The 25,879-nt window shown below is 62.0% G+C and carries 25 protein-coding genes; 13 read left to right on the forward strand and 12 right to left on the reverse strand.

Annotated elements, in window-relative coordinates:
• Positions 1–889 precede the first annotated feature (889 nt).
• Together B5F27_RS04865 and B5F27_RS04870 are read left to right on the forward strand one after the other, a co-directional pair.
• Positions 890–1,744, forward strand: a complete 855-nt coding sequence (locus B5F27_RS04865; RefSeq protein ID WP_087365121.1) for a transketolase — start codon at positions 890–892, stop codon at positions 1,742–1,744.
• Position 1,745: 1 nt separating this feature from the next.
• A complete protein-coding gene (locus tag B5F27_RS04870; RefSeq protein WP_087365123.1) occupies positions 1,746–2,690 on the forward strand; it encodes a transketolase family protein in 945 nt (314 codons plus the stop codon).
• A gap of 204 nt (positions 2,691–2,894) precedes the next feature.
• On the opposite strand, the gene trxA is transcribed toward B5F27_RS04870, so the two are convergent.
• A complete protein-coding gene (gene trxA / locus B5F27_RS04875; protein WP_087249614.1) occupies positions 2,895–3,206 on the reverse strand; it encodes a thioredoxin in 312 nt (103 codons plus the stop codon).
• A gap of 401 nt (positions 3,207–3,607) precedes the next feature.
• On the opposite strand from trxA, the gene B5F27_RS04880 reads away from it, so the two are divergent.
• From B5F27_RS04880 to B5F27_RS04905, 6 genes are all read left to right on the forward strand, one after another.
• Positions 3,608–4,342: a UTRA domain-containing protein gene (locus tag B5F27_RS04880; protein WP_087249612.1), complete on the forward strand. Its 735-nt coding sequence runs from the start codon at positions 3,608–3,610 to the stop codon at positions 4,340–4,342.
• Positions 4,343–4,526: 184 nt separating this feature from the next.
• On the forward strand, positions 4,527–5,051 hold the full coding sequence (locus B5F27_RS04885; protein ID WP_087249610.1) for a nitroreductase: 525 nt from the start codon (positions 4,527–4,529) through the stop codon (positions 5,049–5,051).
• Positions 5,048–5,719 (forward strand): pentapeptide repeat-containing protein, encoded by a 672-nt coding sequence (locus B5F27_RS04890; protein WP_158098194.1) that lies wholly within the window; start codon positions 5,048–5,050, stop codon positions 5,717–5,719. Before B5F27_RS04885 ends, B5F27_RS04890 begins: the two co-directional genes overlap by 4 nt.
• A gap of 28 nt (positions 5,720–5,747) precedes the next feature.
• Positions 5,748–6,239: a GNAT family N-acetyltransferase gene (locus B5F27_RS04895; protein WP_087249606.1), complete on the forward strand. Its 492-nt coding sequence runs from the start codon at positions 5,748–5,750 to the stop codon at positions 6,237–6,239.
• A gap of 103 nt (positions 6,240–6,342) precedes the next feature.
• The gene (locus tag B5F27_RS04900) at positions 6,343–6,648 is read left to right on the forward strand and encodes a YerC/YecD family TrpR-related protein (RefSeq protein ID WP_087249604.1); all 306 of its coding nucleotides are present in this window, start codon (positions 6,343–6,345) and stop codon (positions 6,646–6,648) included.
• Between the two features lie 23 nt (positions 6,649–6,671).
• Positions 6,672–7,247 (forward strand): DJ-1 family glyoxalase III, encoded by a 576-nt coding sequence (locus tag B5F27_RS04905; RefSeq protein WP_087249602.1) that lies wholly within the window; start codon positions 6,672–6,674, stop codon positions 7,245–7,247.
• 495 nt (positions 7,248–7,742) lie between these two features.
• Here B5F27_RS04905 and B5F27_RS04910 read toward each other — a convergent pair whose 3' ends face one another.
• Positions 7,743–9,458, reverse strand: a complete 1,716-nt coding sequence (locus B5F27_RS04910; RefSeq protein ID WP_087246133.1) for an ammonium transporter — start codon at positions 9,456–9,458, stop codon at positions 7,743–7,745.
• 215 nt (positions 9,459–9,673) lie between these two features.
• The gene (locus B5F27_RS04915; RefSeq protein ID WP_087365127.1) at positions 9,674–11,038 is read right to left on the reverse strand and encodes an MATE family efflux transporter; all 1,365 of its coding nucleotides are present in this window, start codon (positions 11,036–11,038) and stop codon (positions 9,674–9,676) included.
• A gap of 144 nt (positions 11,039–11,182) precedes the next feature.
• Here B5F27_RS04915 and B5F27_RS04920 point away from each other — a divergent pair, with 144 nt between their 5' ends.
• The 4 genes from B5F27_RS04920 (at position 11,183) to B5F27_RS04935 (ending at position 13,735) form a co-directional block, all read left to right on the forward strand.
• Positions 11,183–11,641 carry an Lrp/AsnC family transcriptional regulator gene (locus B5F27_RS04920; protein WP_087365129.1) on the forward strand — a complete coding sequence of 153 codons (459 nt, stop codon included), beginning with the start codon at positions 11,183–11,185 and terminating at the stop codon, positions 11,639–11,641.
• Positions 11,642–11,759: 118 nt separating this feature from the next.
• Complete coding sequence (locus B5F27_RS04925) at positions 11,760–12,305, forward strand: helix-turn-helix domain-containing protein (protein ID WP_087365131.1); 546 nt, start codon at positions 11,760–11,762, stop codon at positions 12,303–12,305.
• A 288-nt stretch (positions 12,306–12,593) separates the two neighbouring features.
• The gene (locus tag B5F27_RS04930; RefSeq protein WP_087365133.1) at positions 12,594–12,878 is read left to right on the forward strand and encodes a hypothetical protein; all 285 of its coding nucleotides are present in this window, start codon (positions 12,594–12,596) and stop codon (positions 12,876–12,878) included.
• Positions 12,875–13,735, forward strand: coding sequence for an IS3 family transposase (locus B5F27_RS04935; RefSeq protein WP_087365135.1), 861 nt, complete (start codon positions 12,875–12,877; stop codon positions 13,733–13,735). Before B5F27_RS04930 ends, B5F27_RS04935 begins: the two co-directional genes overlap by 4 nt.
• Before the next feature lie 381 nt (positions 13,736–14,116).
• On the opposite strand, the gene B5F27_RS04940 is transcribed toward B5F27_RS04935, so the two are convergent.
• Complete coding sequence (locus B5F27_RS04940) at positions 14,117–15,727, reverse strand: peptide chain release factor 3 (RefSeq protein WP_087246125.1); 1,611 nt, start codon at positions 15,725–15,727, stop codon at positions 14,117–14,119.
• A gap of 163 nt (positions 15,728–15,890) precedes the next feature.
• Entirely contained in the window at positions 15,891–16,757 is an 867-nt protein-coding gene (locus tag B5F27_RS04945) for a GNAT family N-acetyltransferase (protein ID WP_087365137.1), read from the reverse strand.
• Between the two features lie 208 nt (positions 16,758–16,965).
• On the opposite strand from B5F27_RS04945, the gene B5F27_RS04950 reads away from it, so the two are divergent.
• Positions 16,966–18,309: a trypsin-like peptidase domain-containing protein gene (locus tag B5F27_RS04950; RefSeq protein WP_087365139.1), complete on the forward strand. Its 1,344-nt coding sequence runs from the start codon at positions 16,966–16,968 to the stop codon at positions 18,307–18,309.
• A gap of 212 nt (positions 18,310–18,521) precedes the next feature.
• Here the strand turns inward: B5F27_RS04950 and B5F27_RS04955 are convergent, their stop codons facing one another.
• The 7 genes from B5F27_RS04955 to gpr form a co-directional block, all read right to left on the reverse strand.
• Positions 18,522–18,887, reverse strand: a complete 366-nt coding sequence (locus B5F27_RS04955; RefSeq protein ID WP_087365141.1) for a helix-turn-helix transcriptional regulator — start codon at positions 18,885–18,887, stop codon at positions 18,522–18,524.
• Positions 18,888–18,982: 95 nt separating this feature from the next.
• The gene (locus tag B5F27_RS04960; protein WP_242962085.1) at positions 18,983–20,299 is read right to left on the reverse strand and encodes a M23 family metallopeptidase; all 1,317 of its coding nucleotides are present in this window, start codon (positions 20,297–20,299) and stop codon (positions 18,983–18,985) included.
• Positions 20,300–20,450: 151 nt separating this feature from the next.
• Positions 20,451–20,672, reverse strand: coding sequence for a phosphatase (locus B5F27_RS04965; RefSeq protein ID WP_087246117.1), 222 nt, complete (start codon positions 20,670–20,672; stop codon positions 20,451–20,453).
• Between the two features lie 301 nt (positions 20,673–20,973).
• Entirely contained in the window at positions 20,974–22,029 is a 1,056-nt protein-coding gene (locus tag B5F27_RS04970) for an A/G-specific adenine glycosylase (RefSeq protein ID WP_204246539.1), read from the reverse strand.
• An 88-nt stretch (positions 22,030–22,117) separates the two neighbouring features.
• Entirely contained in the window at positions 22,118–23,506 is a 1,389-nt protein-coding gene (gene asnS, locus B5F27_RS04975) for an asparagine--tRNA ligase (protein WP_087365143.1), read from the reverse strand.
• A 343-nt stretch (positions 23,507–23,849) separates the two neighbouring features.
• Positions 23,850–24,965, reverse strand: coding sequence for a stage II sporulation protein P (locus B5F27_RS04980; RefSeq protein WP_087365145.1), 1,116 nt, complete (start codon positions 24,963–24,965; stop codon positions 23,850–23,852).
• A gap of 57 nt (positions 24,966–25,022) precedes the next feature.
• Complete coding sequence (gene gpr / locus B5F27_RS04985) at positions 25,023–25,817, reverse strand: GPR endopeptidase (RefSeq protein ID WP_087365147.1); 795 nt, start codon at positions 25,815–25,817, stop codon at positions 25,023–25,025.
• Between the last annotated feature and the right edge of the window lie 62 nt (positions 25,818–25,879).

Below are 25,879 nucleotides of genomic sequence, written 5' to 3' on the forward strand. Positions count from 1 at the left end.
ACACCTTCTGTCATGGTATTCTATTTCTTTCATGATAACATACTTAAACATGAAAGTACACATCCTTTTTCTTGAAAGAAAAAGGATGCAAAAAGAACTTCACTGGGTACCATGCACTCTCCGGGTCTCCGAAGGTTCCGCGGGGCCGTTACGCTTCTGCTCATTTGCTGCGTTCGGGGCTGTGCCCCGGTACGATGCAAAGTCTTTTTGCAACCTGGTTTCTCTTTTTCAGAAAAGGCGTTCATTGGGTACCATGCACTCTCCGGGTCTCCGAAGGTTCCGCGGGGCCGTTACGCTCCTGCTCATTTGCTGCGTTCGGGGCTGTGCCCCGGTACGATGCAAAGTCTGCTACAGTCTCACTTGGCCGGACAGGAGCGTACGCATTGATTCTATGTTTTTTTCAGTGTTCCAAAATCCCAGGCTACACTCAAGTTTGCATCGTACCCGGGCGCAGGTCCGGGTTGCCGTTGCCCAAATTTTCTGCGCCGGACGCGGTCCGCTTGAAAATTTGGACGGCGGCCCCAACTCCGGCTCGGCTGTTTCTGCCGCAGGCAGCGCCTCGCCTACGTTGCCAAACGTAACGTGAGCGCGGCATAGTCTGCAACCCTCTGTCACCCTGTAAAGAGCGGCCAGAGTGTATGGTACCCAGTAAAGCTTTTTGCCAAGCTTTTTCTCGAAAAAGCGGAAGGAGGGCAATTTCCACAAAAAAGGCGCGACTGCGGCACAAAATTCCCCTCTGCTGTACATTTTGACAAAATCATCTTGACCTTTCCGGGCAGAATAGATAATATTAAATTGGAATACAGCGTGTCTCCGGCATTCCGGCATCAGTGCTCATGATGTATCTACCCATCCAGGAGACGAACCAGTGCAAATGGAAGGACGATCTATGACAAACGCAGAAAAACTTGCCCTGCAAAAACACGCCTGCCATATTCGGATCGGCGTGATCGAGAGCACCCACAGTGCCAAATGCGGCCATCCCGGCGGCAGCCTGTCCATCGCAGAGGTGCTGTCCTTTTTGTACTTCCGGGAAATTCGGGTGGACCCCGCCAACCCTGCCTGGCCTGAGCGGGACCGCCTGGTCCTCTCCAAGGGCCACGCAGCGCCGGCCCTTTATTCTGCTCTGGCCGAGCGCGGTTTCTTCCCCACCGAGGAGCTTTTGACCCTGCGCCATATGGGCAGCCGCCTGCAGGGCCATCCCAATATGAACACGGTCCCTGGCGTGGATATGTCCACCGGCAGCCTGGGCCAGGGCATTTCCTCTGCCTGCGGCATGGCTCTGGGCGCCAAGGTCAAGGGCCTGGACGACGTGCGCGTCTACGCCATCGTCGGCGACGGCGAGATCGAGGAGGGCGAGTGCTGGGAGGCTTTCATGTTCGCCTCTCACTACAAGCTGGATAACCTCTGCGTGTTCCTGGACCTGAACCACCTGCAGATTGACGGCGCCATCGAGAAGGTTATGAACAGCGCTCCCCAGGACAAAAAGCTGGAGGCCTTTGGCTTCAACGTGCTGTCCATCGACGGCCATGACTATGACCAGATCGAGGCCGCCGTGGAGGCGTTCCACGCCGAAAAGGGCCGCCCCACCTTCATTATCCTCAACACCACCAAGGGCAAAGGCGTCTCGTATATGGAGAACGACGCCGACTGGCACGGCAAAGCCCCTGGCGACGCCGACTATGCCACCGCGATGGACGAGCTGAAGGCCGCTCTGGCCCAGCTGGAAAAGGAGGAGGGCTAATATGGCAGAAGTAAAGAAGATCGCCACCCGCGACAGCTATGGCGCCACCCTCCGGGAGCTGGCCGCCGAGCACCCCGACCTGGTGGTGCTGGACGCCGACCTCTCGGCCGCCACCCGCACCTCCATGTTCCAGTCGGTGGCTCCCGACCGGTTCTTTGACTGCGGCATCGCCGAGGCCAACATGATCGGCGTGGCAGCTGGCCTGTCCACCATGGGCATGACCCCCTTTGTGTCCAGCTTTGCCATGTTTGCCGCCGCCCGCGCCTTTGAGCAGATTCTCAACTCCATCGCCTACCCCTGCCTGAACGTCAAGATTGGCGCTTCCCACGGCGGCATCTCGGTGGGCGAGGACGGCGCATCCCACCAGTGCTGCGAGGACTTCGCCCTGATGCGTTCCCTCCCCGGCATGACCGTGATCTGCCCCTCCGACGACATTGAGGCCCGGGCTGCCGTCCGCGCCGCCTACGAGATGAAGGGCCCGGTCTACCTGCGGTTTGGCCGTCTGGCTGTCCCCGTGTTCCATGACCCCGACAACTACACCTTCACCATCGGCAAGGGCGAGAAGATCACCGACGGCAACGACATCGCCATCATCGCCACCGGCCTGGAGGTCAATGAGGCCCGCATCGCTGCCGAACATCTGGCCGAGCAGGGCATCAGCGCCCGGGTGCTGAACATCCACACCATCAAGCCCCTGGACGAGGAGCTGATCCTGGAGGCCGCCCGCGACTGCGGCCGGGTCATCACCTGCGAGGAGCACAGCGTCATCGGCGGCCTGGGCGAGGCTGTCTGCTCGCTGCTCAGCGAGAAGTACCCTGTTCCTGTCCGCCGCATCGGCGTGCAGGACCGCTTCGCCTGCTCCGGCCCCGCATGGGACCTGATCCACGCCTTCGGCCTGGATGCAGCCACCATCGAAAAGACTGCCCACGAAATGCTGGGCCGCTGATCCCTCACCGGACAAAAAGCAAAACCAAGAGCCGGCGCAGATTTCTGCGCCGACTCTTTTTGCGCTGGCGGCCCCGGCCCGGCCGCCCGAAAGGGTGTCCCGCGGCAGGGCTCCCAAAGGTCAAATCCCAAAATGGCACAGCAAAAGCGGCGCGCCCGGAGGAATGGGCGCGCCGCTTTGATTTGTTGTTTCAGGTCCTATCTCTTACACATCCAGCAGGGCCAGGACGCCGGCCTTGGGACGGGAACCCACAGACTGGTTCACCAGTTTGCCGTTCTTGAACACCAGCAGAGTGGGGATGCTCATGACGCCGAACTGAGCGGCCAGGTCGGGCTGCTCGTCCACATTCACCTTGCCGACCTTGACGTCGGGGCGCTCATCTGCCACCTGGTCCACAATGGGGGACAGCATCCGGCAGGGGCCGCACCAGGTGGCCCAGAAGTCCAGCAGGACGGGCTTGTCGCTCTGCAGCACCTCGCTGTTAAAGTTCTCTTTGGTAATGGTCACAACAGACATCTTTTTCTACCTCCCACATTTCAGTTTGCGCTGTGCGCGGTTCGTTTTTTCTGAGCTTAGTATAGCCCAGACGGGGCGGTTCTTTCCGTAACTGCGTCACCGAAAAAAGGACCCTAAAAAAACACGCGCCTTGCCGTCAAAAGGCCGGGCGCGAAAGTCTTGTTTATACAAGGATATAAAGTTATATATAGCACACATGTGCACACAAGTCAAGAGAAAATAAGATTTTTTCTCACTTTTTGGCATGGCGCACAAAATTGCGGGTTGATTTTTGCAAGTTTTTGCTGTAAACTTGTAACAGTAAACTAGCGGGTTTGACGCCTCATCCGCTTTTTGAAATTTCCGGCGGACCAACAGTCTGTTCGCCGGCGCCCAGGCAGGCAGCAGAGAGGAAGACCTTTATGCCCCGTTCCAAATTTGGTGATATCTACCGCGACTTAAAAACCAAGATTGAAGATGGCGAGTACCCCTACCAGTCCCTTGTCCCGTCCGAAAATACCCTCGTGTCGGTGTACGGGTGCTCCCGCAACACGGTGCGGCGGGCTCTGGCTGGCCTGATCGAGGCCGGCTATGTCCAGCCCATCCAGGGCAAGGGGGTGCGTGTGCTCTACCGCCCCGCCGCCAAGGCTCCCTTCACCCTGGGGCGGATGGAGAGTTTTCACGACACGGCGGTCCGCTGCCGCACCCACTATGAAACCCGGGTGGTCCATTTTTCCATGACCCAGACCGACAACGCCCTGGCGGCCGCCAGCGGCTTCCCTGCCCGGATGGACGTCTACCATGTGGAACGGGTGCGGATCGTGGAGGGCCGGGCCCTGATCCTGGACGTGAGCTACTTCCTGCGGTCGGTGGTGAACACCCTCACCCCCGAGGCCGCCGAACAGTCCATCTACGCCTATCTGGAAAAGGAGCTGGGCATCCAGATCATGACCAGCAAGCGGACCATCACGGTGGAGCGGGCCACCCCCGCCGACCGGCTGTATCTGGACATGGGGAGCTTTGACTGTCTGGCCGTGGTCACCAACCAGGCCTTCAACGCCGACGGCATCCTCTTTGAGTATACGGTCTCCCACTATCACCCGGAGTACTTCCGCTTTCAGGACACCGCCTGCCGCCGCACCCGGAAAACCGAATAAGACCGCTTTGTGTCTTTGTGCCATTTGTGAAGGAGCCGCTGCGCCCAAAAGCAGCCGGGCTCCTTTTTGATTTTTGGGGGCGCGGGGCCGGATTGCTTTCTACCCATTTCTGCGGTATACTAAACCTATCGGGATGCTGTGGTGCATCCGCCCAATTCTTTATAAAAAGGAGGGACTGCTTTTTATGACCAATGAAACCCTTGAGACACTCAAGACCCGGCGCAGCTGCCGTGCCTATAAGCCGGACCAGGTCTCGGAGGAGGAACTGAACGCCGTGCTGGAAGCCGGCACCTACGCTCCCACCGCCATGGGCCTGCAGAGCCCCAAAATCGTGGTGATTCAGGACCCCGAAACCCGGGCCCTGCTGTCCCGGATGAATGCCGCCGTCATGGGCCGCGAAGGGTCCGACCCCATGTATGGAGCCCCCACCTATCTGCTGGTTCTGGCCGATGCCGCCCGGCCCACCGCCCAGCAGGACGGCAGCCTGGTGATGGGCAACCTGATGAATGCCGCCGCCAGCCTGGGGCTGGGCAGCTGCTGGATCAACCGCGCCCGGGAAATGTTTGACTCGGCCGAGGGCAAGGCCCTGCTGGCCCGGTGGGGCATCCAGGGCGAATGGCAGGGCGTGGGCTTCTGCATTCTGGGCTACCCTGCCGCCGATCCCAAGCCCGCCGCCCCCCGCAAAGCCGACTATATCGTCCGGGTATGATGCGCCGGGACCGTCTGCCGAATCTTCCCGCCGACGGGGCGGGCCTGACCTGTCTGGAAGGCCCCGAGGGGGCCGCCTGCCTCTATGAGCTGGCCCAGGGCCAGGAAGAAGGCGCCGCCCTGCGGATTCGAGGCGCCGACCTCACCGGCGAGGAGCTGGACGGGCTGGACCTGTCCCGCTGCCTGCTGGAGGACTGCCGCTTTACCGGCGCAGGCCTGCGCCGCCTCTCCCTCACCGACTGCATCCTGGTCCGCTGCGACTTGTCGGGGGCCCAGGCCTACGACAGCAGCCTGACCCGGTGCCGGTGGCAGGGGTCCAAGGCCCTGGGCTGCAGCCTGGCCGGAAGCCGGGCCCGGGGCTGGGAGGTGGTGGACTGCCGCCTGGACGCCCTCCGCCTGGACGGCGCCGCCCTGGAATCGGTCCATGTGGTCCGGTCCAGCCTGGCGGGCGCCAATCTGTCCGGCCTCCGCTGGAAACAGGTGGAGCTGGACGAGGCGGACCTGTCGGGGGCCAATGTGGCGGGCACCTCCCTCAAGGGGCTGGACCTGCGGTCCTGCCGCCTGGAAGGCCTCACCGCCGGCGACTCCCTGCGGGAGCTGCGGGGCGCCATCGTGGACCCCATCCAGGCCGCTGAGCTGGCCCGCCTGCTGGGCCTCGACATCCGATGAAACCAATCCCCACGCTGAAAGGAACGCTATGAAGCCTGATTACAAGCTGGTCGCCAAGGCCAAATACATCCATTTGACCGCAGACCTCGCCGCAGAGCTGTGGCAGGAGTGCTACAAGAAGTATTATCCCCCCAAGCAGCTGGCCGCCCTGATCGAAAAACTGCAGAGCGCCGACGCCATTGAGGAGGACATCGACCGGGAGGTCAACTACTTCATCGTCCAGATGGGCGGCAAGCCCATCGGCTACTTTGCCTGGAAGATGGACAACACCGCCCTTCACCTGCTCCACGTCTATCTGCAGCCCGCATGGCGGGGCAAAGCCCTGGGCAGGGATATCCTCAGCTCCTGTGAGCGTCTGGCCCGCAGCGACGGCAAGGGCCGGGTCTACGCCGAGGTCCACACCAAAGCTCTGCCGGTGCTGGCTTTCTTCAAGGAGCGGGGCTACCGCCCAGGCGCCCCCGTCCAGAACGATGTGGACGGCATCCTGATGGACCTGACCCCGGTGGAAAAATTTCTCTGATTTCAGCACATTCTGCGCAAATAATGATTGCAATTTTGTTCAGTATGGTATACACTTGCATTAAACCATTAAAGCGTATCTTGCAATCAGTGAGGATTCTATCATGGGTAAAGATCATCCGACCGGTAAATCCGGTCTGTACCAGGCCATCCTCCGGCTGGAAACGCCGGAACAGTGCTACCGCTTCTTTCAGGATGTGTGCAGCTACTCCGAGCTGAGCGCCATGGAGCAGCGCTACGACATCGCCGAAATGCTGGCGGACAAACGGATTTATGCCGACATCAAGGAAAAGACCGGCGCGTCCAGCGCCATCATCAGCCGGGTGAACCGGGTTTTGTCTTCGGAGGACAGCGTCCTGCTCCAGTTTGTGGAACAGGCCGGCCCCGACAGCCCGGATGACCCGACATAACATCAAAAATGGAGGTAACACCTATGAGCAAAGCAGTTGTATTTTTCGCTGAAGGCACTGAGGAGTGCGAGGCCCTTCTGGTTGTGGATCTGCTGCGGCGCGGCAAGATCGAGGTTGTGGTGGCTTCTGCCTCGGGCAGCCTGACGGTCACCGGCAGCCACAAGGTCACCATCACCGCCGACGCTCTGGCCGAGGATGTGGACTACAGCGATGTGGACCTGGTGGTGCTGCCCGGCGGCATCCCCGGCACCCCCAACCTGGCCGCCAATTCCACCGTGACCAGCACCGTCAAGGCCTTTGCCGAGGCCGGCAAGAAGGTGGCCGCCATCTGCGCCGCTCCCAGCATCCTGGCCGATCTGGGCCTGCTGGAGGGCAAGAAGGCTACCTCGCATTTCACCTTCCAGGATAAGCTGACCGGCGCTGTGGTGCTGGACCAGGAAGTGGTGGTGGATGGCAACATCACCACCAGCTACGGCCTGGGCGGCGCCATCCCCTTCGGCCTGGAGCTGGTGCGCCAGCTGGTGGGCCCCGATGAGGCAGCCCGCGTCCAGAAGGCCATCGCCTACAAGCACAGCCTGCTGTACAAGACCCACCGCTGATCCCACCCCAAAAGCAAGGCAGACCCCCACCGGGGCCTGCCTGGGCGTGTCGAAAAACGACACGCTTTAGGGGGAACCCATTTCTGCACGCATACGCGTGACAGAAATTCCTTAGTTGCGGTTCCCTGCTTTTGCGGCGGGCGTCACGGCGCCCTTGCAAAAGACAGACCGCGGCCTCTGCTCCGCTTCGCCTGTTTCTACCGCAGGCAGCGGCTCAGCTCCGCAGTCCCTAATATCCCCCTGGGGACAAAATTTGCCGCAGAACCGCGCACTCGGCCTTGCGGCCTCGCACACTCTCTGCGGCAAATTTCCCTGTAGGTGTCCCAGCCGTACGCACATGTCGTCCGGCCGGGACTTTTTTGACAGTTTGAGGCAGACCCCCACCGGGGTCTGCCTTTTTGGTTTGCAGAAAAGAGCCCCCGTCCACAGCGCGGAACGAGGGCCCTTTTCAGAGGAAATGGATGGTTTCCCTTGCGGGAAAGGAACAGAGAAACGTTACTCTACGTCCTGCAGGGCGGCATAATCCTGCTCGCCGGTGCGGACCTTGACCACCTTGGCCACGTTGTAGACAAAGATCTTGCCGTCGCCGATGTGGCCGGTGTACAGGGCTTTGGTGGCAGCGTCGATGATGGTGTCCACCGGGATCTTGCTGACCACCACTTCCACCTTGACCTTGGGCAGCAGGGTGGCGTCCACCTCGGCGCCGCGGTACTTGGTGCCGCTTCCCTTCTGGAGGCCGCAGCCCATGACCTGGGTCACCGTCATGCCGGTGACGCCCACCTTGTTCAGGGCCTGCTTCAGGGCGTCAAACTTGGCCAGCTGGACAATCATGGTCACCTTGTGCATGCCGGTGTCCAGGCTGGCGGGCAGCGGAGCTTCCCGCTGGACCTTGACGGCCGCCGCCACCTGAGCGGGGCTGGCCTTGGCGATGTCATCCTCGCCCAGATCGGTGTTTTCGTTCACGTCCAGGTCGGCGTGGGTGGCGTCGCTGATGGCGAAGCCGGCGTAAGCGCTGGTGAGGCCGTGCTCATGGATGTCCAGACCGTCGATTTCTTCCTTTTCGCTGACCCGCAGGCCGATGGTTTTCTTGATGAGGGTGAAGATGATGAACATGGACACCAGAACCCAGGCGGCCACGCTCACCAGGCCCAGCACCTGGATGCCGAAGAAGCGGAAGCCATGGCCGTAGAATACGCCCTGGCTGGTGGAGAACAGGCCGGTGGCCAGGGTGCCCCAGGCACCGTTTGCGAAGTGGACCGAGACAGCGCCCACAGGGTCATCGATCTTGGCCACGTTGTCGAAGAACTCCACCGAGAACACGCAGAGGATGCCGGCCACAATGCCGATGATGGCGGCGCCGTAGGGGTCCACCATGTCACAGCCGGCGGTGATGGCCACCAGGCCGGCCAGGGCGCCGTTGAAGGTCAGGGAGACATCCGGCTTGCCGTAGCGGACCCAGGTGGTGATGAGGGCGGCCACGGTGGCCAGAGCGGCGGCCAGGTTGGTGTTGAAGCAGATGAGGCCGGCGGAAATCATGGTGTCGTCGCCGGTCATGCTGACGGTGGAACCGCCGTTGAAGCCGAACCAGCAGAACCACAGGATGAACACGCCCAGAGCCATGGCGGTGAGGTTGTGGCCGGGAATGGCCCGGGCCTTGCCGTCCTTGCCGTATTTGCCGATCCGGGGACCCAGCATCCAGGCGCCCAGGCAGGCGGTGATGCCGCCCACAAAGTGGACTGCGGTGGAGCCCGCAAAATCATGGAAGCCCAGCTGTGCCAGCCAGCCGCCGCCCCAGATCCAGTGGCCCGAGATGGGATAGACAATCAGGCTGATGGCCGCCGAGTAAACGCAGTAGGCGCTGAACTTGGTGCGCTCGGCCATGGAGCCGGACACGATGGTGGCGGCGGTGGCACAGAACACCGTCTGGAACACCACATACACCCACAGAGGCAGGCCGCCGAAGTCGTAGCTGCCCCGGATGAAGGGGTCAAACCCGCCGATCAGCGCGCCGGTGCCGCCGAACATCAGGCCGAAGCCCACGATCCAGAAGCATGGTGTCCCGATACAAAAATCCATCATATTCTTCATGAGAATATTGCCGGTATTTTTGGCCCGGGTGAGTCCTGCCTCGCACAAGGCGAAGCCGGCCTGCATGAAAAAGACCATGAACGCTGCAACCAGCGTCCAGGTGACGTCCGCAGAATTGTACATGAATCAAAACCCCTTTCTAACCCCTCAAACGACAAAGGCGCCGGGCGGAATGTTCCGCCCGGCGCCTTTGCCATCTGGTTTGTTGCGCTTATGGTAGCACAGCCCGACCGCGAGGTCAAGCAAAAATTGATTCACGGCAGTGAATTTCGGTGTCTTGCCCGTCCGCCGCCCCGCGCAGGACCGTATTTTTGGGGACTTCGACGGGAAATCGGGGGTCAGGAACGGGGGGACGCCCCCTCCTCCGGCCAGGCCAGCAGGCGGTTTTTGCGGAGCAGATAGTAGCCCACGCCGGCGGCGTCGGCCAAAAACCAGCCGATGGGCACGGCGCTCCAGATGCCGCTGACCCCGATGGCGGGGATGGCCGACAGGAGGTAGGCCAGGGCCACCCGGGTGCCCAGAGAGATGACGGTAAGAACCACGCTCATCCCGGGGCGGCCCAGGGCGCGATACAGGCCGTAAAGGAGGAACAGACAGCCAATCCCGCAGTAAAACGCCCCTTCGATGTGGAGATAGAGGACGCCGGCCTGGATGACGGCCACCTCTCCCGCCTCCACAAACAGGCCCATCAGGGGCTCGGCAAAGACCCACACCAGGGCCGACAGCACCACGCCAAAGCCCATGGAGGTCACCACCGCCCCTTTCAGCCCGGCGCGGATGCGGTCGGCCTTTTTGGCGCCGTAGTTCTGGGCGATGAAGGTGGAAAAAGCGTTGCCGAAGTCCTGCACCGGCAGATAGGCGAAGGAATCAATCTTGACGGCGGCGGCAAAAGCGGCCATGATGGTGGGGCCGAAACTGTTCACCAGGCCCTGCACCATCAGAATGCCCAGATTCATCACCGACTGCTGGATGCAGGTCAGGAAGGAATAGCTGGCCACCTCCCGCAGGCAGCTGCCCCTCACCCGCAGATAGGGCCGCAGGCCCCGGAACTGGGGGCACCGGGCCAGGGCATAGAGGGTGATGCCCACCCCTGAGACGTATTGAGCAATGACGGTGGCCTCGGCGGCGCCGGCCACGCCCCGGCCCAGACCCAGCACAAACCACAGGTCCAGGGCGATATTCAGGCAGGCGGACACCGCCAGAAAGGCCAGGGGCGCCACGCTGTTCCCCACCGCCCGCAGGAAGGACGCGAAATAGTTGTACAAAAAGATGGCGGGAATTCCGGCAAAAATCACCACCAGATAGGCCCGCATCAGCCCCCACACCTGGTCCGGCACCTGGAGAAAGACCTGAATCCAGTCCAGACAGGCGAAGGACACCAGATTGAGGACCACCGCCACCCCGGCAATGAGGACAAAGGAGGAGACGATGCTCTCCCGCAGGCCCGCCTCGTCCCGGCGTCCGAACCGCATGGAGAACAGGGCCCCGCTGCCCATGCACAGGCCCAGCAGGATGGAGGTCAGAAAGGTCATCAAGGAATAGGAGGAGCCCACGGCGGCCAGGGCGTCGGTCCCGGCGAACCGGCCCACAATCAGGGTGTCGGCCACGTTATAGCACTGCTGCAGCAGATTGCCCAAAATCATGGGGATGGCAAACAGCAGCATCGACCGCATGACCGGCCCCCGGGTCAAGTCCTGATTCATGGCGTTACCTCCAAACCGAAAGTTATAACTTACGTTTCGCAACCCATTATAGCGCCGGGGCGCGGCGGTGTCAACGGGCGGTTTCTTTTTTGGGGATGGGGTGGTATACTGTGGAAAAAACCACATGAGGGAGGCGTTTTGCGTATGTTTCTGGAGGGATTGGACGCGCTGGACCAACGCATTGTCCGGCTGCTGATCGAAAACGCCCGGATGTCCTATTCCGACATCGGGCAGGCGGTGGGAATTTCGCGGGTGGCGGTGAAAGCCCGAATTCAGGCCCTGGAACAGCGGGGAGTCATTGAGGAATACACCACCATCATCAATCCCCAGAAGATCAGCGGGGCGGTGTCCTGCTATTTTGAGATCGAGACCCGGCCCGACGCCCTGGCCGAGGTGACCCGGCGTCTGGCAGACAACGAAACCATTACCCAGATTTACCGGGTCACCGGCAAAGATAAACTCCATGTCCACGCGGTGGCGGCCTCGGGCGAGGAGATGGAAACCCTGATTCGGGAGGTTATCGACCCGCTGCCGGGGGTGGTGAGCTGCAGCTGCAATACCATTTTGTCCCGCATCAAGGATATCAAGGGCCTGCGGCTGTAAAAAACACGATTTTTTCCACCCGACACACCGTGTCCGGTGGAAAATTGGTCGGTTCCCGGCCTGCGTCCTGGTTTTGGGCGGGGCGCTGTGGTATGCTGGGGTAAAAGGAGGCGGCGCAATGGATCAAAAGAGGATCGGGGCCTTTCTCAAGGCCCTGCGGGCCGAGAAGGGCCTGACCCAGGAACAGCTGGCCGGTCAGATGCAGGTGTCCAGCCGGACGGTGTCCCGGTGGGAAACCGGGTCCAACCTGCCCGATTTGAGTATCCTGCTGGCTCTGGCGGATTTTTACGGGGTGGGACTACGGGAGCTTCTGGACGGAGAGCGACGGCCCCAGACCCCGGCCCAGGACCCGGACAGCGAAGCCCGCGACACCCTGCTGAAGGCGGCGGGCTATTCGGAGGAGATCAACCGGCGGATTACCCGCAATATCCACTGGAGCGCCTGGCTGGGCGTGGCGGCTCTGGGGGTGTACATGGTGCTGGAAAGCCTGGGCTTTGCGGACAGCGGCCTGGCTGCCGCGGCGGCAGGCTTTGTGCTGGGGCTGGCCTGGGGGATTCTGCTGACCTTCGCCCTTCTTACCGGCCCCTGGGGCAAACTCTTCCATCGGGTCAAGAGGAAGGTTTTGGGCCGCTTTTTTGACAAAAAGACAGACCCCGCCGCCTGAATGATATTCCAAATGGGAGCGGATGGAGAAATGTTGCTCCTATACAATCTGTATTTATACGCCTTGTAAACGTGGGCTTGATCGGAGAAACCCCTCTCCCCTGTCCCGCCGGAGACGGCGTGGCAGGATTCAAGCGAAAAAGGAATAAATCCTCGCCCGCTTGAAACGGAAATTGAAAACAGCCCGAAAAAATCCCCGTTCCAACCTGAAGCGAACCAGTAAAAACAGACAATAGACAAAAGCCCCCTGAAGTAGGACAATGAAAGTACTACGTCAGGGGGTTATTGTATGTCCAGAAGATATCAGAAAGTGCAGGAGTTGCTGCCGCAGATCAAGCAAATGCTTGAGCAGGGAATGAGTCAGAGAGAAGTTGCAGAATCCTTAGGGCTAAAAGGAGAGCAGCCTGTGCATGACCTGCTGAAGCGAGAACGGAAGAAAGAAATACAGGGAATACGCAAACAACGTGGACGAAAGCCAGCCAAAACATTAGCAGAATATAAACGGGAGAATAAACGTTTGCAAATGGAGAATGAGTTGCTGCGGGATTTTCTGCAATCCACAGGAAGGAAGTGAGAGCAAAGGCAAAATATGCCGTCATCTACCGTCACAGAGAAAAGTACCCTGTGCTTGTCATGTGCAGATTCTTTTCGGTGTCCAGAAGCGGCTATTACAGCTTTGTAAAGAATCTGAACCGGCCCGAGAAAGACGCCGCATTGGCAGAGAAAATTCGAAATCAGCAGGACAAATGTTTTCATACATATGGCTATCGCAGAATGTGGCAGTGGCTGAAAAACAGTGAAGCAATCTGCCATAACCCTAAAACGATCCTGCGTGTTATGAAAAAATACGGCTTGCTGTCTGAAATCCGCCGCCGCAGACGCTGGCAGCAGATGGGCCAGCAACTGCACAAGTACCAGAACCTTCTCAACCGGGACTTTCACGCTGAAGCGCCAAACCGCAAATGGGTGACTGATATTTCCTACATCCAGACCAAACAAGGTGTACTGTACCTGTCCATGATCCGAGATCTGTATGATAACAGCATTGTGGCTTACAAGACTGCAACCCAGCAAACAGTGAACCTGGTGCTGGATACCATCCGCCAGGCAGTGCGCAGAGAAAAGAAGAAGGTCGCCGCAGAGTTGCAGCTCCACAGCGACCAGGGGTTTCAGTATACTTCCCAAGCGTACTTTAACCTGACTAAAGAATACGGCATTACTCCCTCGATGTCAAGACGCGGGAATCCGTATGACAACGCAATGGCAGAAAATTTCTTCTCTATTCTCAAAACGGAGTGCATCTACCGCCACAAACCTGCTACATTCTCCGAGGCCAACGAAATGATTGACCGCTATATCCAGTTTTATAACCACGAACGAATCCAAACCAAAACAGGAGTGGCGCCCTTGACGCTGCGCCACTCCTGCTAAATCCCAATATTCTACTTTAGGGGGATTTTTGTACTGTCCGCACAATCTGGTCCGGTTCAACCGGAGCGGGGATTTTCTTATGATTAAAAGAGGGAGAGCACTGCCGGCCACGACCCGCGGATTAAAAGGGGTGATGGCGCGGCTCCCTGCTTTATTCACTGGATGCGGTCGCCGCCGATGCTTAATACCAACTCGGCTGTTTTTGTCATAGGGACAGAAAAAATCCGTCTATGACGAACTTAGCATCGTACCCGGGCGCAGCCCGGACGTAACGTGAGCGCGGCATAGCCTGCAACCCGCTGTCACTTTATAAAGAGCGGCCAGAGTGTATGGTACCCAGTGAAAAGCTTTTTGCCAAGCTTTTTCTCGAAAAAGCGGGGTTTAGGTGTCGATGTTGCCGAATTCGCTGAGCTTGAGGTCTTCGTTGTGGTCGGTGGCCCAGCGGACAGCCCACTCGGAGGTGAAGAGGAGCAGACGGTTTCCGCGCATGTCCTCCACCGGCTTGGTGTCGCTGGTCAGATCCAGATCCCGCAGCGTGTAGGTGTCGGGATCGTTCTGAATCCACCGAATCTGCTCAAAGGGCAGATGCTGCATCCGGATTTCCACGTTGTACTCGGTGTTCAGACGGTACTCCAGCACTTCCAGCTGCAGAACGCCCACAACGCCAACCACAACTTCCTCCATGCCGCCGCCCACTTCGCGGAAAATCTGGATGGCGCCCTCCTGGGCGATCTGCTCCATGCCTTTCACGAACTGCTTGCGCTTCATGGTGTCCTTCTGCTCGATGCGTGCAAAATGCTCGGGCGCAAAGGTGGGAATGCCTGCAAACTGCACCTTCTTCTTGCCGGTGCACAAGGTGTCGCCGATGGAGAAGATGCCCGGGTCAAACAGGCCGATGATGTCGCCCGCATAGGCCTCGTCCACAATGGCACGGTCCTGGGCCATCAGCTGGGTGCCGGTGGCCAGCTTGATGTTCTTGCCCTCCTGGACATGATAGGCGTCCATGCCGCGCTCGAACTTGCCCGAGCAAATCCGCATAAAGGCAATGCGGTCCCGGTGTGCCTTGTTCATGTTGGCCTGAATCTTGAAGATGAAGCCCGAGAACTCCTCGCGGCAGGGGTCCACGGCCTCGCCGGTCAGGCTGTCCACACGGGCCAGCGGGGTGGGGGTCAGACGCAGGAACTCCTGCAGGAAGGGCTCCACGCCAAAGTTGGTCAGAGCCGAACCAAAGAACACCGGGCTCAGCTCGCCCCGCAGAACCTTGTCCAGATCGAACTCCTCGGCGGCGCCGTCCAGAAGCTCGATTTCGTCCACCAGCTGCTGGTGCAGATAGGGGGTCAGCAGCTCGTCCAGGCCGGGATCTCCCAGTTCCAGGGTGATCTCGTCCACCTTCTTGACGCCGTTGGCGCGGCCGTCGCTCTCAAAGGCCAGGACCTTGCGGCGCATCCGGTCAAAGACGCCCTTGAAGTCCTTGCCGCAGCCGATGGGCCAGTTCATGGGGAAGGTCTTGATGCCCAGAATTTCCTCGATGTTCTCCATCAGCTCAAAGGGATCCCGGGCTTCCCGGTCCATCTTGTTGATGAAGGTGAAGATAGGAATGTGCCGCAGGGTGCAGACCTTGAACAGCTTGATGGTCTGGGCCTCGACGCCCTTGGCGGCGTCGATGACCATGACCGCCGAGTCGGCTGCCATCAGGGTGCGGTAGGTGTCCTCCGAGAAGTCCTGGTGGCCCGGGGTGTCCAGAATGTTGACGCACTTGCCGGCGTAATCAAACTGCAGCACCGACGAGGTGACCGAGATGCCGCGCTGCTTCTCGATGTCCATCCAGTCCGACACGGCGTGGCGGGCGCTCTGCTTGCCCTTGACCGAGCCGGCCTGGTTGATGGCTCCGCCGTAGAGCAGGAGCTTTTCGGTGAGAGTGGTCTTACCTGCGTCGGGGTGGCTGATGATAGCGAACGTGCGGCGGCGTTCGATTTCTTCGCGATTTGTCATAGTACCTCTTGTCTTTCTCTGTCAATCTCTATAAAAAGGCTGCATAGCTTCGAGATGCACCGGGATTTACATGGGTGGTTCTCCTGTCTGTTGGATTCTGTTCCTAAAAAAACACACATACATATATATTACGCCAAAACGGCCCCCGGTGCAAGGGGCTGGACTACTTTTTTATGACAAAACAGGGCAGAGGGGCGGTGTCGGCCCAGTTGGCGAAGCGGCAGACCAGGACCGTATACTTTGTTAAAGGCAATGCTTCCAGCCAGTCCAGGGCGGCCAGCTTCTCGCTGTTCCCGATGACCGCCCCGCTGTAGAGCACCGCCGACAGCACCCCGCCGGGACGCAGGGCCTGGAGGGCGGCCTCCAGGGCCGGGATGCTGGTGTCGGCGCCGCTGTGGACCGAATGGTCGGCGCCGGGCAGCCAGCCGAAGTTAAAGACCACCCCGTCGGCGGTGCCGGGCTGGACGTAGTCCAGAAGATGGGCGTGGCTGTCCAGAATCAGGCGGCAGCGGCTTTCGGGGATGCCCTCCCGGGCCAGCCGGGCCCGGGTGGAGTCCAGGGCGGCGGGCTGGATGTCAAAGGCCAGCACCTGCCCTTCCTCCCCGGCCAGACGGCAGAGAAAGACGGTGTCTCCCCCGTTGCCGCAGGTGGCGTCGATCAGGAGACGGGGCCGGTCCAGGTGTCCCGCCAGAAAATCCTGGGCCAGCCGGACGGCGGTCAGGTCGGGCTTGCGGCGGCGGACCAGACGGCCCCCTTGGGGCACAAAGTCAAACTTGGCCCAAAACGCAGCCTCCTCCGGCACATCGGGCAGGGGCGCGGTGAAACAGCTGGCCGCCTCCCGGTCATAGCCGCCCAGCTGGTGAAGCACCTGGCGCAGAAGATAGGAGCCATAGCCCCGGCGGCGCCAGTCGGGCGCAATCCACAGGGCCGAAATATGGGTCTCGGGCCCGCTGGAGGCCACGGCGCAGCGGCCGATCTCGGACTTTTCTTTATAAAGGGCAAAGCCCTCCTCTGTTTGAACAAGGCGCATAAAGACCTCCTTTTGGGGCGGCTTGCTTTGGGAATGCAAGCAGGGGCCGCCTCCGCGCCGGAAAACGACTGGATTTCACATTTTCTTCACGGCGGCATGAAGCGGTTTTCACAATTTCAGGTTACACTATAATCAGCCAGAAGGGAAAGGTCAAGACCCTATCCCCCGCCTTCCCTTTTCCGCTCCCCCTGAAAGGATGATTTGAACTATGGATAACGAGAATAAATGGGAATACGACTATTCTTCCCTCTACCATTCCTCCGGCAACGGCAATGATACCGGCTATGCCAACGTAGGCAGCAGCGGGACCAACGCCGCCAATCAGTACGACGCCAACGGCGGTGGCAATCCGCCGCCCGTCACCCCCGACTACCGTCCGGTCCCCAACCCGGAGGAGCCTCCCCGCAAACCCCGGCGCGGCCGGGCCGGGCGGGTGCTCCGCAGCGTGCTGGCCCTGGTGCTGGCCGCAGCGGTGGGCTTTGCCGGCGGCTACGTGGGCAGCATGGTGGGCAACGAGCACCGTCTGGTGATCCAGGCCTCCGACCGGTCGGAGCAGATCAGCAATGCGCTGGCCTCCTCCACCTCCACCGGCGGGGACGACCTGTCCACCGCCCAGGTGGCGGCCCTGGTCACCCCCAGCGTGGTGCCCATCACCACCGAAGAAGTGATCTACTCCAACTGGTCCTGGTTTGGCCAGCGCCAGGTTGAGTCGGGTGCAGGCAGCGGCGTCATCATCAGCGACGACGGCTATATTCTGACCTGTGCCCACGTGGTGGACGGCGCGTCCAACGTCACCGTCACCATCGACGACGTGGACTACACCGCCACCGTCATTGGCTCGGACACCGCCAGCGACGTGGCCGTCCTGAAAATCGAGGCCGAGGGCCTGACCCCCGCTGTGGTGGGCGACAGCAACGCCCTGGCGGTGGGCGAAGAAGTGGTGGCTGTGGGCAACCCTCTGGGTAATCTGAGCGGCACCGTCACCAACGGCATCGTCAGCGCTCTGGACCGCGATGTGGCCATCGAGAACAACGACGGCTCCATCCTGAATCTGTCCCTGATCCAGACCAACGCCAGCATCAGCCCGGGCAACTCGGGCGGCGGCCTGTTCAACATGGCCGGCGAGCTGGTGGGCATTGTCAACGCCAAGTCGGAAGCTTCGGGCGCTGAGGGCCTGGGCTTCGCCATCCCCATCAACACCGCCATCGACATCGCCCAGGATCTGCTGGAGAACGGCTACGTCAGCGGCCGTCCCTATCTGGGCATCACCTATGTGGCTGTCACCGATGAGTCCACCGCCCAGCAGCTGGGCGTGTCGGCCTACGGCATCTATATCGTGGATGTGGCCGCAGGTTCCGGCGCCGCCAACGCCGGCCTGGAGCCGGGCGACCGGATCATCAGCATCGACGGCGCGGAGATTGCCTCCCGCGACGATGTCACATCGATCGTGGATCAGCACACCGCCGGAGACACCATCTCCATCACGGTGGCCCGGAACGGCCAGATGCTGACCGTCTCCGCCACCCTGGGCGAGCAGACCCCCAACAACTGAGTTTCATTGAAAACCCACCAAAACAGGTTTTACAGGTCCATTTTCCGGAATACAGAAACTCCCTTCTGATTTTCCTCCTTACAAAAGACTCCCCCGTCCCTAGACCCGGCGGGGGAGTTTTTTGCGCGTCCGGGCGGCTTGGAACGCAAAAAACGGGCCGCCGCAGGGCTTCGCAGACACCGAAACCCATGCAGCAGCCCGCTGCGCTGATTTTACGTCACGTCCTCCAGCAGCTGGGCCAGGCTGACGCCGTAGACTTTGGCCAGCAGGGTCAGATTGGACATGGTGGGCTCTGACTCCCCTGTCTCCCACTTGCTCACTGCCTGGCGGGATACCCCCACCGCTTCGGCCACATATTCCTGGGTGAGCTTGCAGCGGGTGCGGTGGTCTTTCAAAGCCTGGGCTAGGGTTTTGGAAGGGGCGGCGGCCGCTTCCTGCCGGTTCTCCGGGGGCCGGCTGTGGCTTTTGATGTAGGTCCGCAGGGCCCGGATGAGGAAGACCACCAGGGTGACAAACAGGCCCAGAAACAGCAGCCCAAACCCCAGCATCACCACAATTTCGATTATTGCCAAGCGCATCGAATCAACTCCTTTCCGGTGGTTCCAGGATACAAAAAAGGAGCGGTTGCGTCCACCAACTGCTCCGCAACCTCAGGTTGCAGAGCGAAGGTACGTTAAAATTCCAGCCAGAACAGCCCGCCGCTGGTCTGGAACAGGGGCCAGGGGCTGATGCTCTTGCTGCCCAGCTTGAAGTCCATGGTGAGGGTTTCCCCCACCTGGCCCACGGCGTCGCCCCGGCTCACCGTCTGGCCGGATTTGACGTGGATGTCCGCCAGGCCGTAGAGATAGCTGCGCAGGCCGCAGCCGTGGTCGATGACCACCGTGTTCCCGGTGAGGCCCAGGTTCTGGGCCACCACAACCACCCCGTCGGCGGGGGCGCGGACCGCATCTCCCGGCACCGCATACAGCAAGGTGGAGTTGGACTGGCCCGCCCGGGCTCCGCTCATGACTTTGGTCTGGCCGTAGTCCAGCAGGACGGTGTAGTTTTCCAGCGGGCAGAGGAAGGCCCCGTGCCACATCTTGTCCCGGGCTTCGGCGTCATAGAGGGACCAGATCACGTTCCGGAACTCCTCGCCGGCGCCGTCGGGAGCGGGCGGGTCGGGCTGGGCCTCCGCCTCGCCGAAGTTCTTGGCGGTGACCACCAGGGAGGTGGTGAGGGTCTCGCCGTTGACGGTGACGGCGATTTCGTGGCCGCCGGCCGAGGCGTTGTAGGCCGCCGGTATGTAGCACCGCCAGCCCGCCGGGCTGCGGACACACTGGACGCTGCCCAGATCGGTCTCGATCTGGGGCTTTTCGCTGCCCACCATGCCGCTGATTTCCAGGGCGGCCACCCCGCCCTGCTCGATCCGCTCGGAGGACAGTTCCAGCTCCGCCGAGGCCTGGATGGTGAACCGGAAGGAATACTGATAGCAGCCCGATGCCCGGGAGGGCCGTTCCAGGCCGGTGTTGCGGAGGATGGCGCCGTCGGCGGGCCAGGTGAAGTCCGCCGGGGTCATCCCCTCCGGCAGACGCCAGACCGTCAGCTGGGCCTTGTACTCCCCGTTGGACGGGTAGAGGAAGCTGGCGTATTCGGAAATATCACCCTGGAAATAATAGGCGTCCCCCATGCCGTCGGCGGTGATGGTCAGCTGGGCGGAGGTGGCCCATTCGGGCAGGGTCAGCTCGGGGTGGGCGTCGTAGAGGACCCCCAGCTTCTGGACCGACAGGGTGGAGGGCGAATAAAAGGCCTTGTCCAGCATCCCGCCGATCAGGGGCACCTGCCAGCAGCTGCCGTTGACTTCCAGGTCCGCCCCGCCGAACTGGGCCGCCGGGTCGGGCTGGCTGCCGCTGGTGGTAAAGGAATAGCTGGCGGCCATGACGGCGCCCAGCAGGACGGCCACACCCAGCACCACCCCCGCCAGCCACAGCAGAATGTTTTTCACGATCTGCATCTTGATTCCTCCTGTTTGGATTCACAGCACCCGCCGCCGTCCGCATCCGGCGCGGGATAGAAAAAGGGCGCACCAGCAGAAGCCGGTCAAAGGCTTCCACGGTGCGCCCTGCATGCATCTTGGCAGATTTTCTGCGCAGAGCCTTCGAAACTTACTCTGCGGTGTCCTCGTCGGCCTGCTCCACAGCCTCGGTGGCGGGGGCAGCGTCGGTGTCATCGACATCGGCGGGGACGGCCTCGTCCTCACCAAACAGCAGACGCTCGTATTCGTCCAGTTCCTTCTCGCGGCGGCGGAGATAGACAGCCACGGCGACCAGGGCGCCAGCCACGGCGGCCAGCGCAGCGACGACGGCGATCAGACAGGATTTCTTCATAGGTTGAGCACTCTCCTTTTTACGCATCAAGCGTTTTTTCAAATCATTGTACCGGCAGACAAGGTACAGCGCGATTTTCAGCATTCCAGTCAGTGCTGAAAAGATATGGATGGAAGTTTGAATGACGAGAGACATTTGAAATACCCTCCCAGCCGGCGGGGGCCGAAGTGTTCTGCCCCCGGAATAACTCTATTATACCCGCTGCCGGACAAAATTACAACCGGAATCCACAAAATTTCCGTTGCCTGCCTCCGAAAAGTATTCCATATTGCCCAAGGCTCCACCCTGCCCGGCTGGAAATTTATCCCAGCAACACCTTGCGGTAGGCCTTGAAGGCCCCGGGCAGGGCGTAGCGGCCCTCCAGGTCCTCCCGGCTGGCCCAGACGCAGCCCTCCGGGGCGGGCTGAGCCGGCAGGGTCATCACCCAGCCGCTGAGGTGCCATTCCACATGGCTGAAAATGTGCTTGGCGGCGGGCCGGGGCCGGGGCGCATCGCTGCCGGGCACAAGACCCAGCCCGGCGGCAGCCTGGCGGACGGCGTCGGGCCCCTCCAGACAGACCCCTTCCAGGGCCGGGGGCTGCCACAGGCCGGCCAGCAGGCCGGTCTCGGGCCGCTTCTGGAGCAGCCAGGCTCCGGTCCCCTCCTGCCGGATCAGCAGCACCGTCACCGGCACCACCCGGCGGGGCTTGGGCTCGGCCTTTTTGGGCAGTTCCAGGGCGGTGCCGGCCTTCCGGCCCTGGCACAGATCGGCCAGAGGACACCGGCCGCACAGAGGCTCGCCTCCGGGCAGGCAGACCAGGGCGCCCAGCTCCATCAGAGCCTGGTTGTAGTCCCCGGGGTTGTCGGGGGGCTGGTGGGCCATCACCCGCTGGGTGAAGGTCCGCTTGACGGCGGCGTCGGTGACGGGGGACGGGTCGTTGTACAGCCGGGCGAACACCCGCAGGACGTTGCCGTCCACCGCAGGGGCCGCCAGCCCGAAGCCGATGGAGGCGATGGCCCCGGCGGTGTAGGGCCCTACCCCAGGCAGGGCCAGCAGGGCGTCGTAGTCGGCGGGCAGGGCGCCGCCGTACTGCTCGCATACCACCTGGGCGGCCTTCTGCAGGCTGTGAACCCGGCGGTAGTAGCCCAGGCCCTCCCACAGTTTGTCCAGCCGTTCGGGCGGGCAGGCGGCCAGGGCCGGGATGTCGGGCAGTTCCTCGATGAACCGCTCATAATAGGGCAGCGCCGCCGACACCCGGGTCTGCTGCAGCATGATCTCGCTGACCCAGACGTGGTAAGGGGTGGGGTCGTCCCGGAAAGGCAGGGAGCGGCGGTTCTGGTTGAACCAGTCCAAAAGGGCGGGGGCAATGTTTTCCACAGGCGTGGTCCTCCATGGTGCAAAATGAAAAAAGAAACGTCCGGTCTGGACGTGATGGACGTACAGGCCGGACGGGGTGACAGATGGGTTACATGCCGTAGGCGGTGCGGGGGAAGGGCAGCACGTCCCGGATGTTCTGGATGCCGGTGAGGTACATCAGCATCCGCTCGAAGCCCAGGCCGAAGCCGGCGTGCTCCACGGTGCCGAAACGCCGCAGGTCCAGATACCAGTCGTAGCTGGCCTTGTCCAGGCCCAGCTCGTCCATGCGGGCGGCCAGCTTGTCGTAGTCTTCCTCACGCTGGCTGCCGCCGATCAGCTCGCCGATGCCGGGCACCAGCATATCGGCTGCGGCCACCGTCTTGCCGTCGGGGTTCTGCTTCATGTAGAAGCTCTTGATCTCCTTGGGGTAGTCGGTGACAAAGACCGGCTTCTTGAACACCACTTCGGTCAGGTAGCGCTCGTGCTCGGTCTGGATGTCCACGCCCCACTCCACCGGGTACTGGAACTTTTTGTTGTTCTCCCTCAGGATCTCGATGGCCTCGGTGTAGGTGATGCGGCCGAACTCGCTGCCGGCCACCAGCTCCAGGCGCTCGATGAGGCCCTTGTCGATGAACTTGTTGAAGAAGTCCATCTCATCGGGGCAGTTGTCCAGCACATAGCGGATGACGTACTTGGTCATGGCCTCGGCCACGTCCATGTAGCCGGACAGGTCGCAGAAGGCCATTTCGGGCTCGATCATCCAGAACTCGGCGGCGTGGCGGGTGGTGAAGCTCTTCTCGGCGCGGAAGGTGGGTCCGAAGGTGTACACCTTGCCGAAGGCCATGGCCATGGCCTCAGCCTCCAGCTGGCCGGAGACGGTCAGGTTCACCGGACGGCCGAAGAAGTCCTCGCTGTAGTCGGTGCGGCCGTCCTCGGTCTTGGGCAGGTTGTCCAGGTCCAGGGTGGTGACGCGGAACATCTCGCCGGCGCCCTCGCAGTCCGAACCGGTGAGGATGGGCGAATGGGAGTAGACAAAGCCGTTCTCCTGGAAGAAGCGGTGGATGGCGTAGGCGGCCACGCTGCGGACCCGGAAGGCTGCGTTGAAGGTGTTGGTGCGGGGGCGCAGGGTGGGCATGGTGCGCAGATACTCCATGCTCATCTTCTTTTTCTGCAGGGGATACTCCTCCGAGGGGCAGGCGCCCAGCAGCTGGATGGAGTCGGCGTTCAGCTCAAAGGGCTGCTTGGCGCCGGGGGTGAGGATCAGGCGGCCGGTGACCTGCATGCTGGTGTAGAGGCCGGCGTGGGCCACTTCCTCGTAGTTGTCCAGCTTGGCGGCCTCAAAGACCACCTGCAGGGTCTTGAAGCAGCCGCCGTCCGACAGGGCGATGAAGCCGATGTTCTTGCTGTCGCGGATGTTCTTGGCCCAGCCGCAGACGGTCAGGACGGTGCCGTCGGCAGGGGTCTCGCGGTAGAGGGATGCAATCTCGGTGCGTTCCATAAAGATACCTCCTGAAAAGTAAAAAGACAGCTTTCTCCCCGTATTCCAGGGCGAACAAGCTGTCTTGTAATGTCCGCGGTGCCACCTGAATTCACCGGCCGGCGGCCGGTCTCGTATGCTCGCGCCGCCCCATGCGGCGAAGCACTCCCCTGGTAACGCTGGGGTGGGCGGCGCACCTACTGCCCGCGGGGCGGGGTTCAGTTTGCAGCTCCCGGGTGTTCGTTCCCTTCCCCTGCGGGCAGGCTCTCAGCAACGCCTGCTCTCTGTGCCGTCGTGGGGGGAGGTACTTTTCCCGATCAAGGCTTTTCAGATAGTGGCACTATAGCATAACTGCGTACGTTTGTCAACCCGCGCCGCCAAAAAGGGACGCCAGTGCGTTGGCCGCCAGCTGCCCGGCGTAGAGGGCCTCGTTGAGGTTGTTGCCGTGGGTGCCGATCTCAATCAGCAGGCTGCCGGTGGTCAGGTCCTGGTTGTAGAACCGGTAGCTGAACAGCACCGGCCGGGTGAACCCTGGGTACATCCCCTCCATGGCGGATTCCCAGGCGGCGGCAAACCGCAGATTCTGCCGCCAGTTGGGCAGCGAGACGGTGGAGCCGTTGTCGCAGCCGCAGATCAGCATGACCTGGGCGGCCTTGCGGCCGTTGATCTCCACCACCGGAGCCATCCGGGCCCCGGCGTCGTTTTCGATGGCGTCCCGGTGGACGTCCAGCACCACCTTGATGCTGGGGTACTGGGCCAGATACTGCTGCACCACCGCCCGACTGTTGGAATAGCTGCCGGTGTAGCTGGGATAGTCGTTGAGGGATTCGTCGTGAAGGGTGTTGATGCCGGCGGCGTTGAGGGTGTCGGCCATCACCCGGCCCACTGCGCACATATTGTTGGCCCGGTCGGTGGTGCGGGCCCCGTCTCCGGGGGCAAACCACAGCCCCGACGCCGGCCGGTAGCACTCGGTGGCGTGGGTGTGCATGATGAGGACCTGGGGATCGGCGCTGTTCAGCTCCACGTTGAAGGGCAGCGGGTTCTGGATCTCGGCGGCTACCTCCGCCGAGGAGACGCTGGTGTTGTTCTTGATGGTGCCGGCGTCGCAGGCGATGTACTTTTCGCCGCTGCCCTGGCCGTAGGATGTCTCGATGACGGTGCCGGCGTCGGCGGGCTTCTGGTCGTCGGGGGTCAGCTCCACCAGATACTGCTCAATGGAGGTGTCGGGGACGGATTCTGCCGCCGAGGAGGCCGCCATGCTGTCCGCCGTGCTCCCGGCGGAATCGGCCTGCCCCGCCGGACTGAGGGCAAAGGCGGTGCGCAGGGCGGGCACCGGCCCCACCAGGGCTCCCGCCAGCGTCAGGGCAATCCCCCGCCCCCACAGGGTCAGGGCCAGCATCACCGCAGCCGCCCCCAGCGCCGCCCAGCCTGTCCCTGAACCGGCGCGGCCGCCCTGGGGGTCATGGTGGTTTTCCTGCATCCGTTTGCCTCCCTTCCCGCATGACTTACTATCTGTTCTATGCGGGCGGGGCGGCTGTTATGCCTGACTGGACAGCCAGCAGAGCTGGTTGACGGTGAGACGGGGCTGCAAAGCCCGGTTGATGGAGGCCCCCAGCAGGGCGGCCCCGTGGGCGATGACGCTGTCCAGGGCCCGGGGGGTGACCACCAGGTCCTTGCTCTCCTCCGCTTCCATTAAAGTGGGGATGCCCGCCGCAATCACCGGCAGGCCCAGGGCGGCGGCGTCCAGATGGCGGGGATTGTCGGGACTGGCGGGCGCCAGCCCGGTGTCGGAAAACTGGATGGTGCGGCCCAGTCGCTCCGGCTCGGAGGAACAGAGGCTGTCCACGCAGATCAGGGCGGTGGGGCGGACCGCCTGCACCAAAGCCCCCGCCAGGGCCTGAAGGCTGATGCCCGCCGCCTGGGATACCCCCGGCGCCATGGCCGCCACCGGCCGGATGCCCCGGATGGGCAGGCCGTGGCCCGCCCCCATGGTGACCAGAACGTGCTGGACGGTGCGGGGGCCCAGGGCGTCGGCGGTGACCTGGCGGTTGCCGATCCCCAGCACCAGCACCGGCCCTTCCGGGGGCAGCAGGGCGGCCAGCTCGGCCGCCGCCAGCTCAATGACGGTGTTGTCCCGCTCATCCAGCAGGCTGACGCTGGGGGTCTCCAGGGTGACGTAGCGCCCCCGGGGCCGGGCCAGGCCGTCCCGGGCAATCTCCACCCGGGTCACCACCACCCCGCCCTGGCGCATGGTGGCCAGACGCACCCCGGCGGCGCTGCCGGCCTCCTGCCGGGCGCCGAACAGCTCGTCTGCCATGTCGGTAGATCGCATATTGTGCCCTCCTTTGGCCCTCTGGGAGGCCTTGTTCTGGCCAAAGTGTGGGCAAAAAAATT

It is taken from the genome of Faecalibacterium sp. An192 (assembly GCF_002160175.1).
Lineage (GTDB): Bacteria > Bacillota > Clostridia > Oscillospirales > Ruminococcaceae > Faecalibacterium.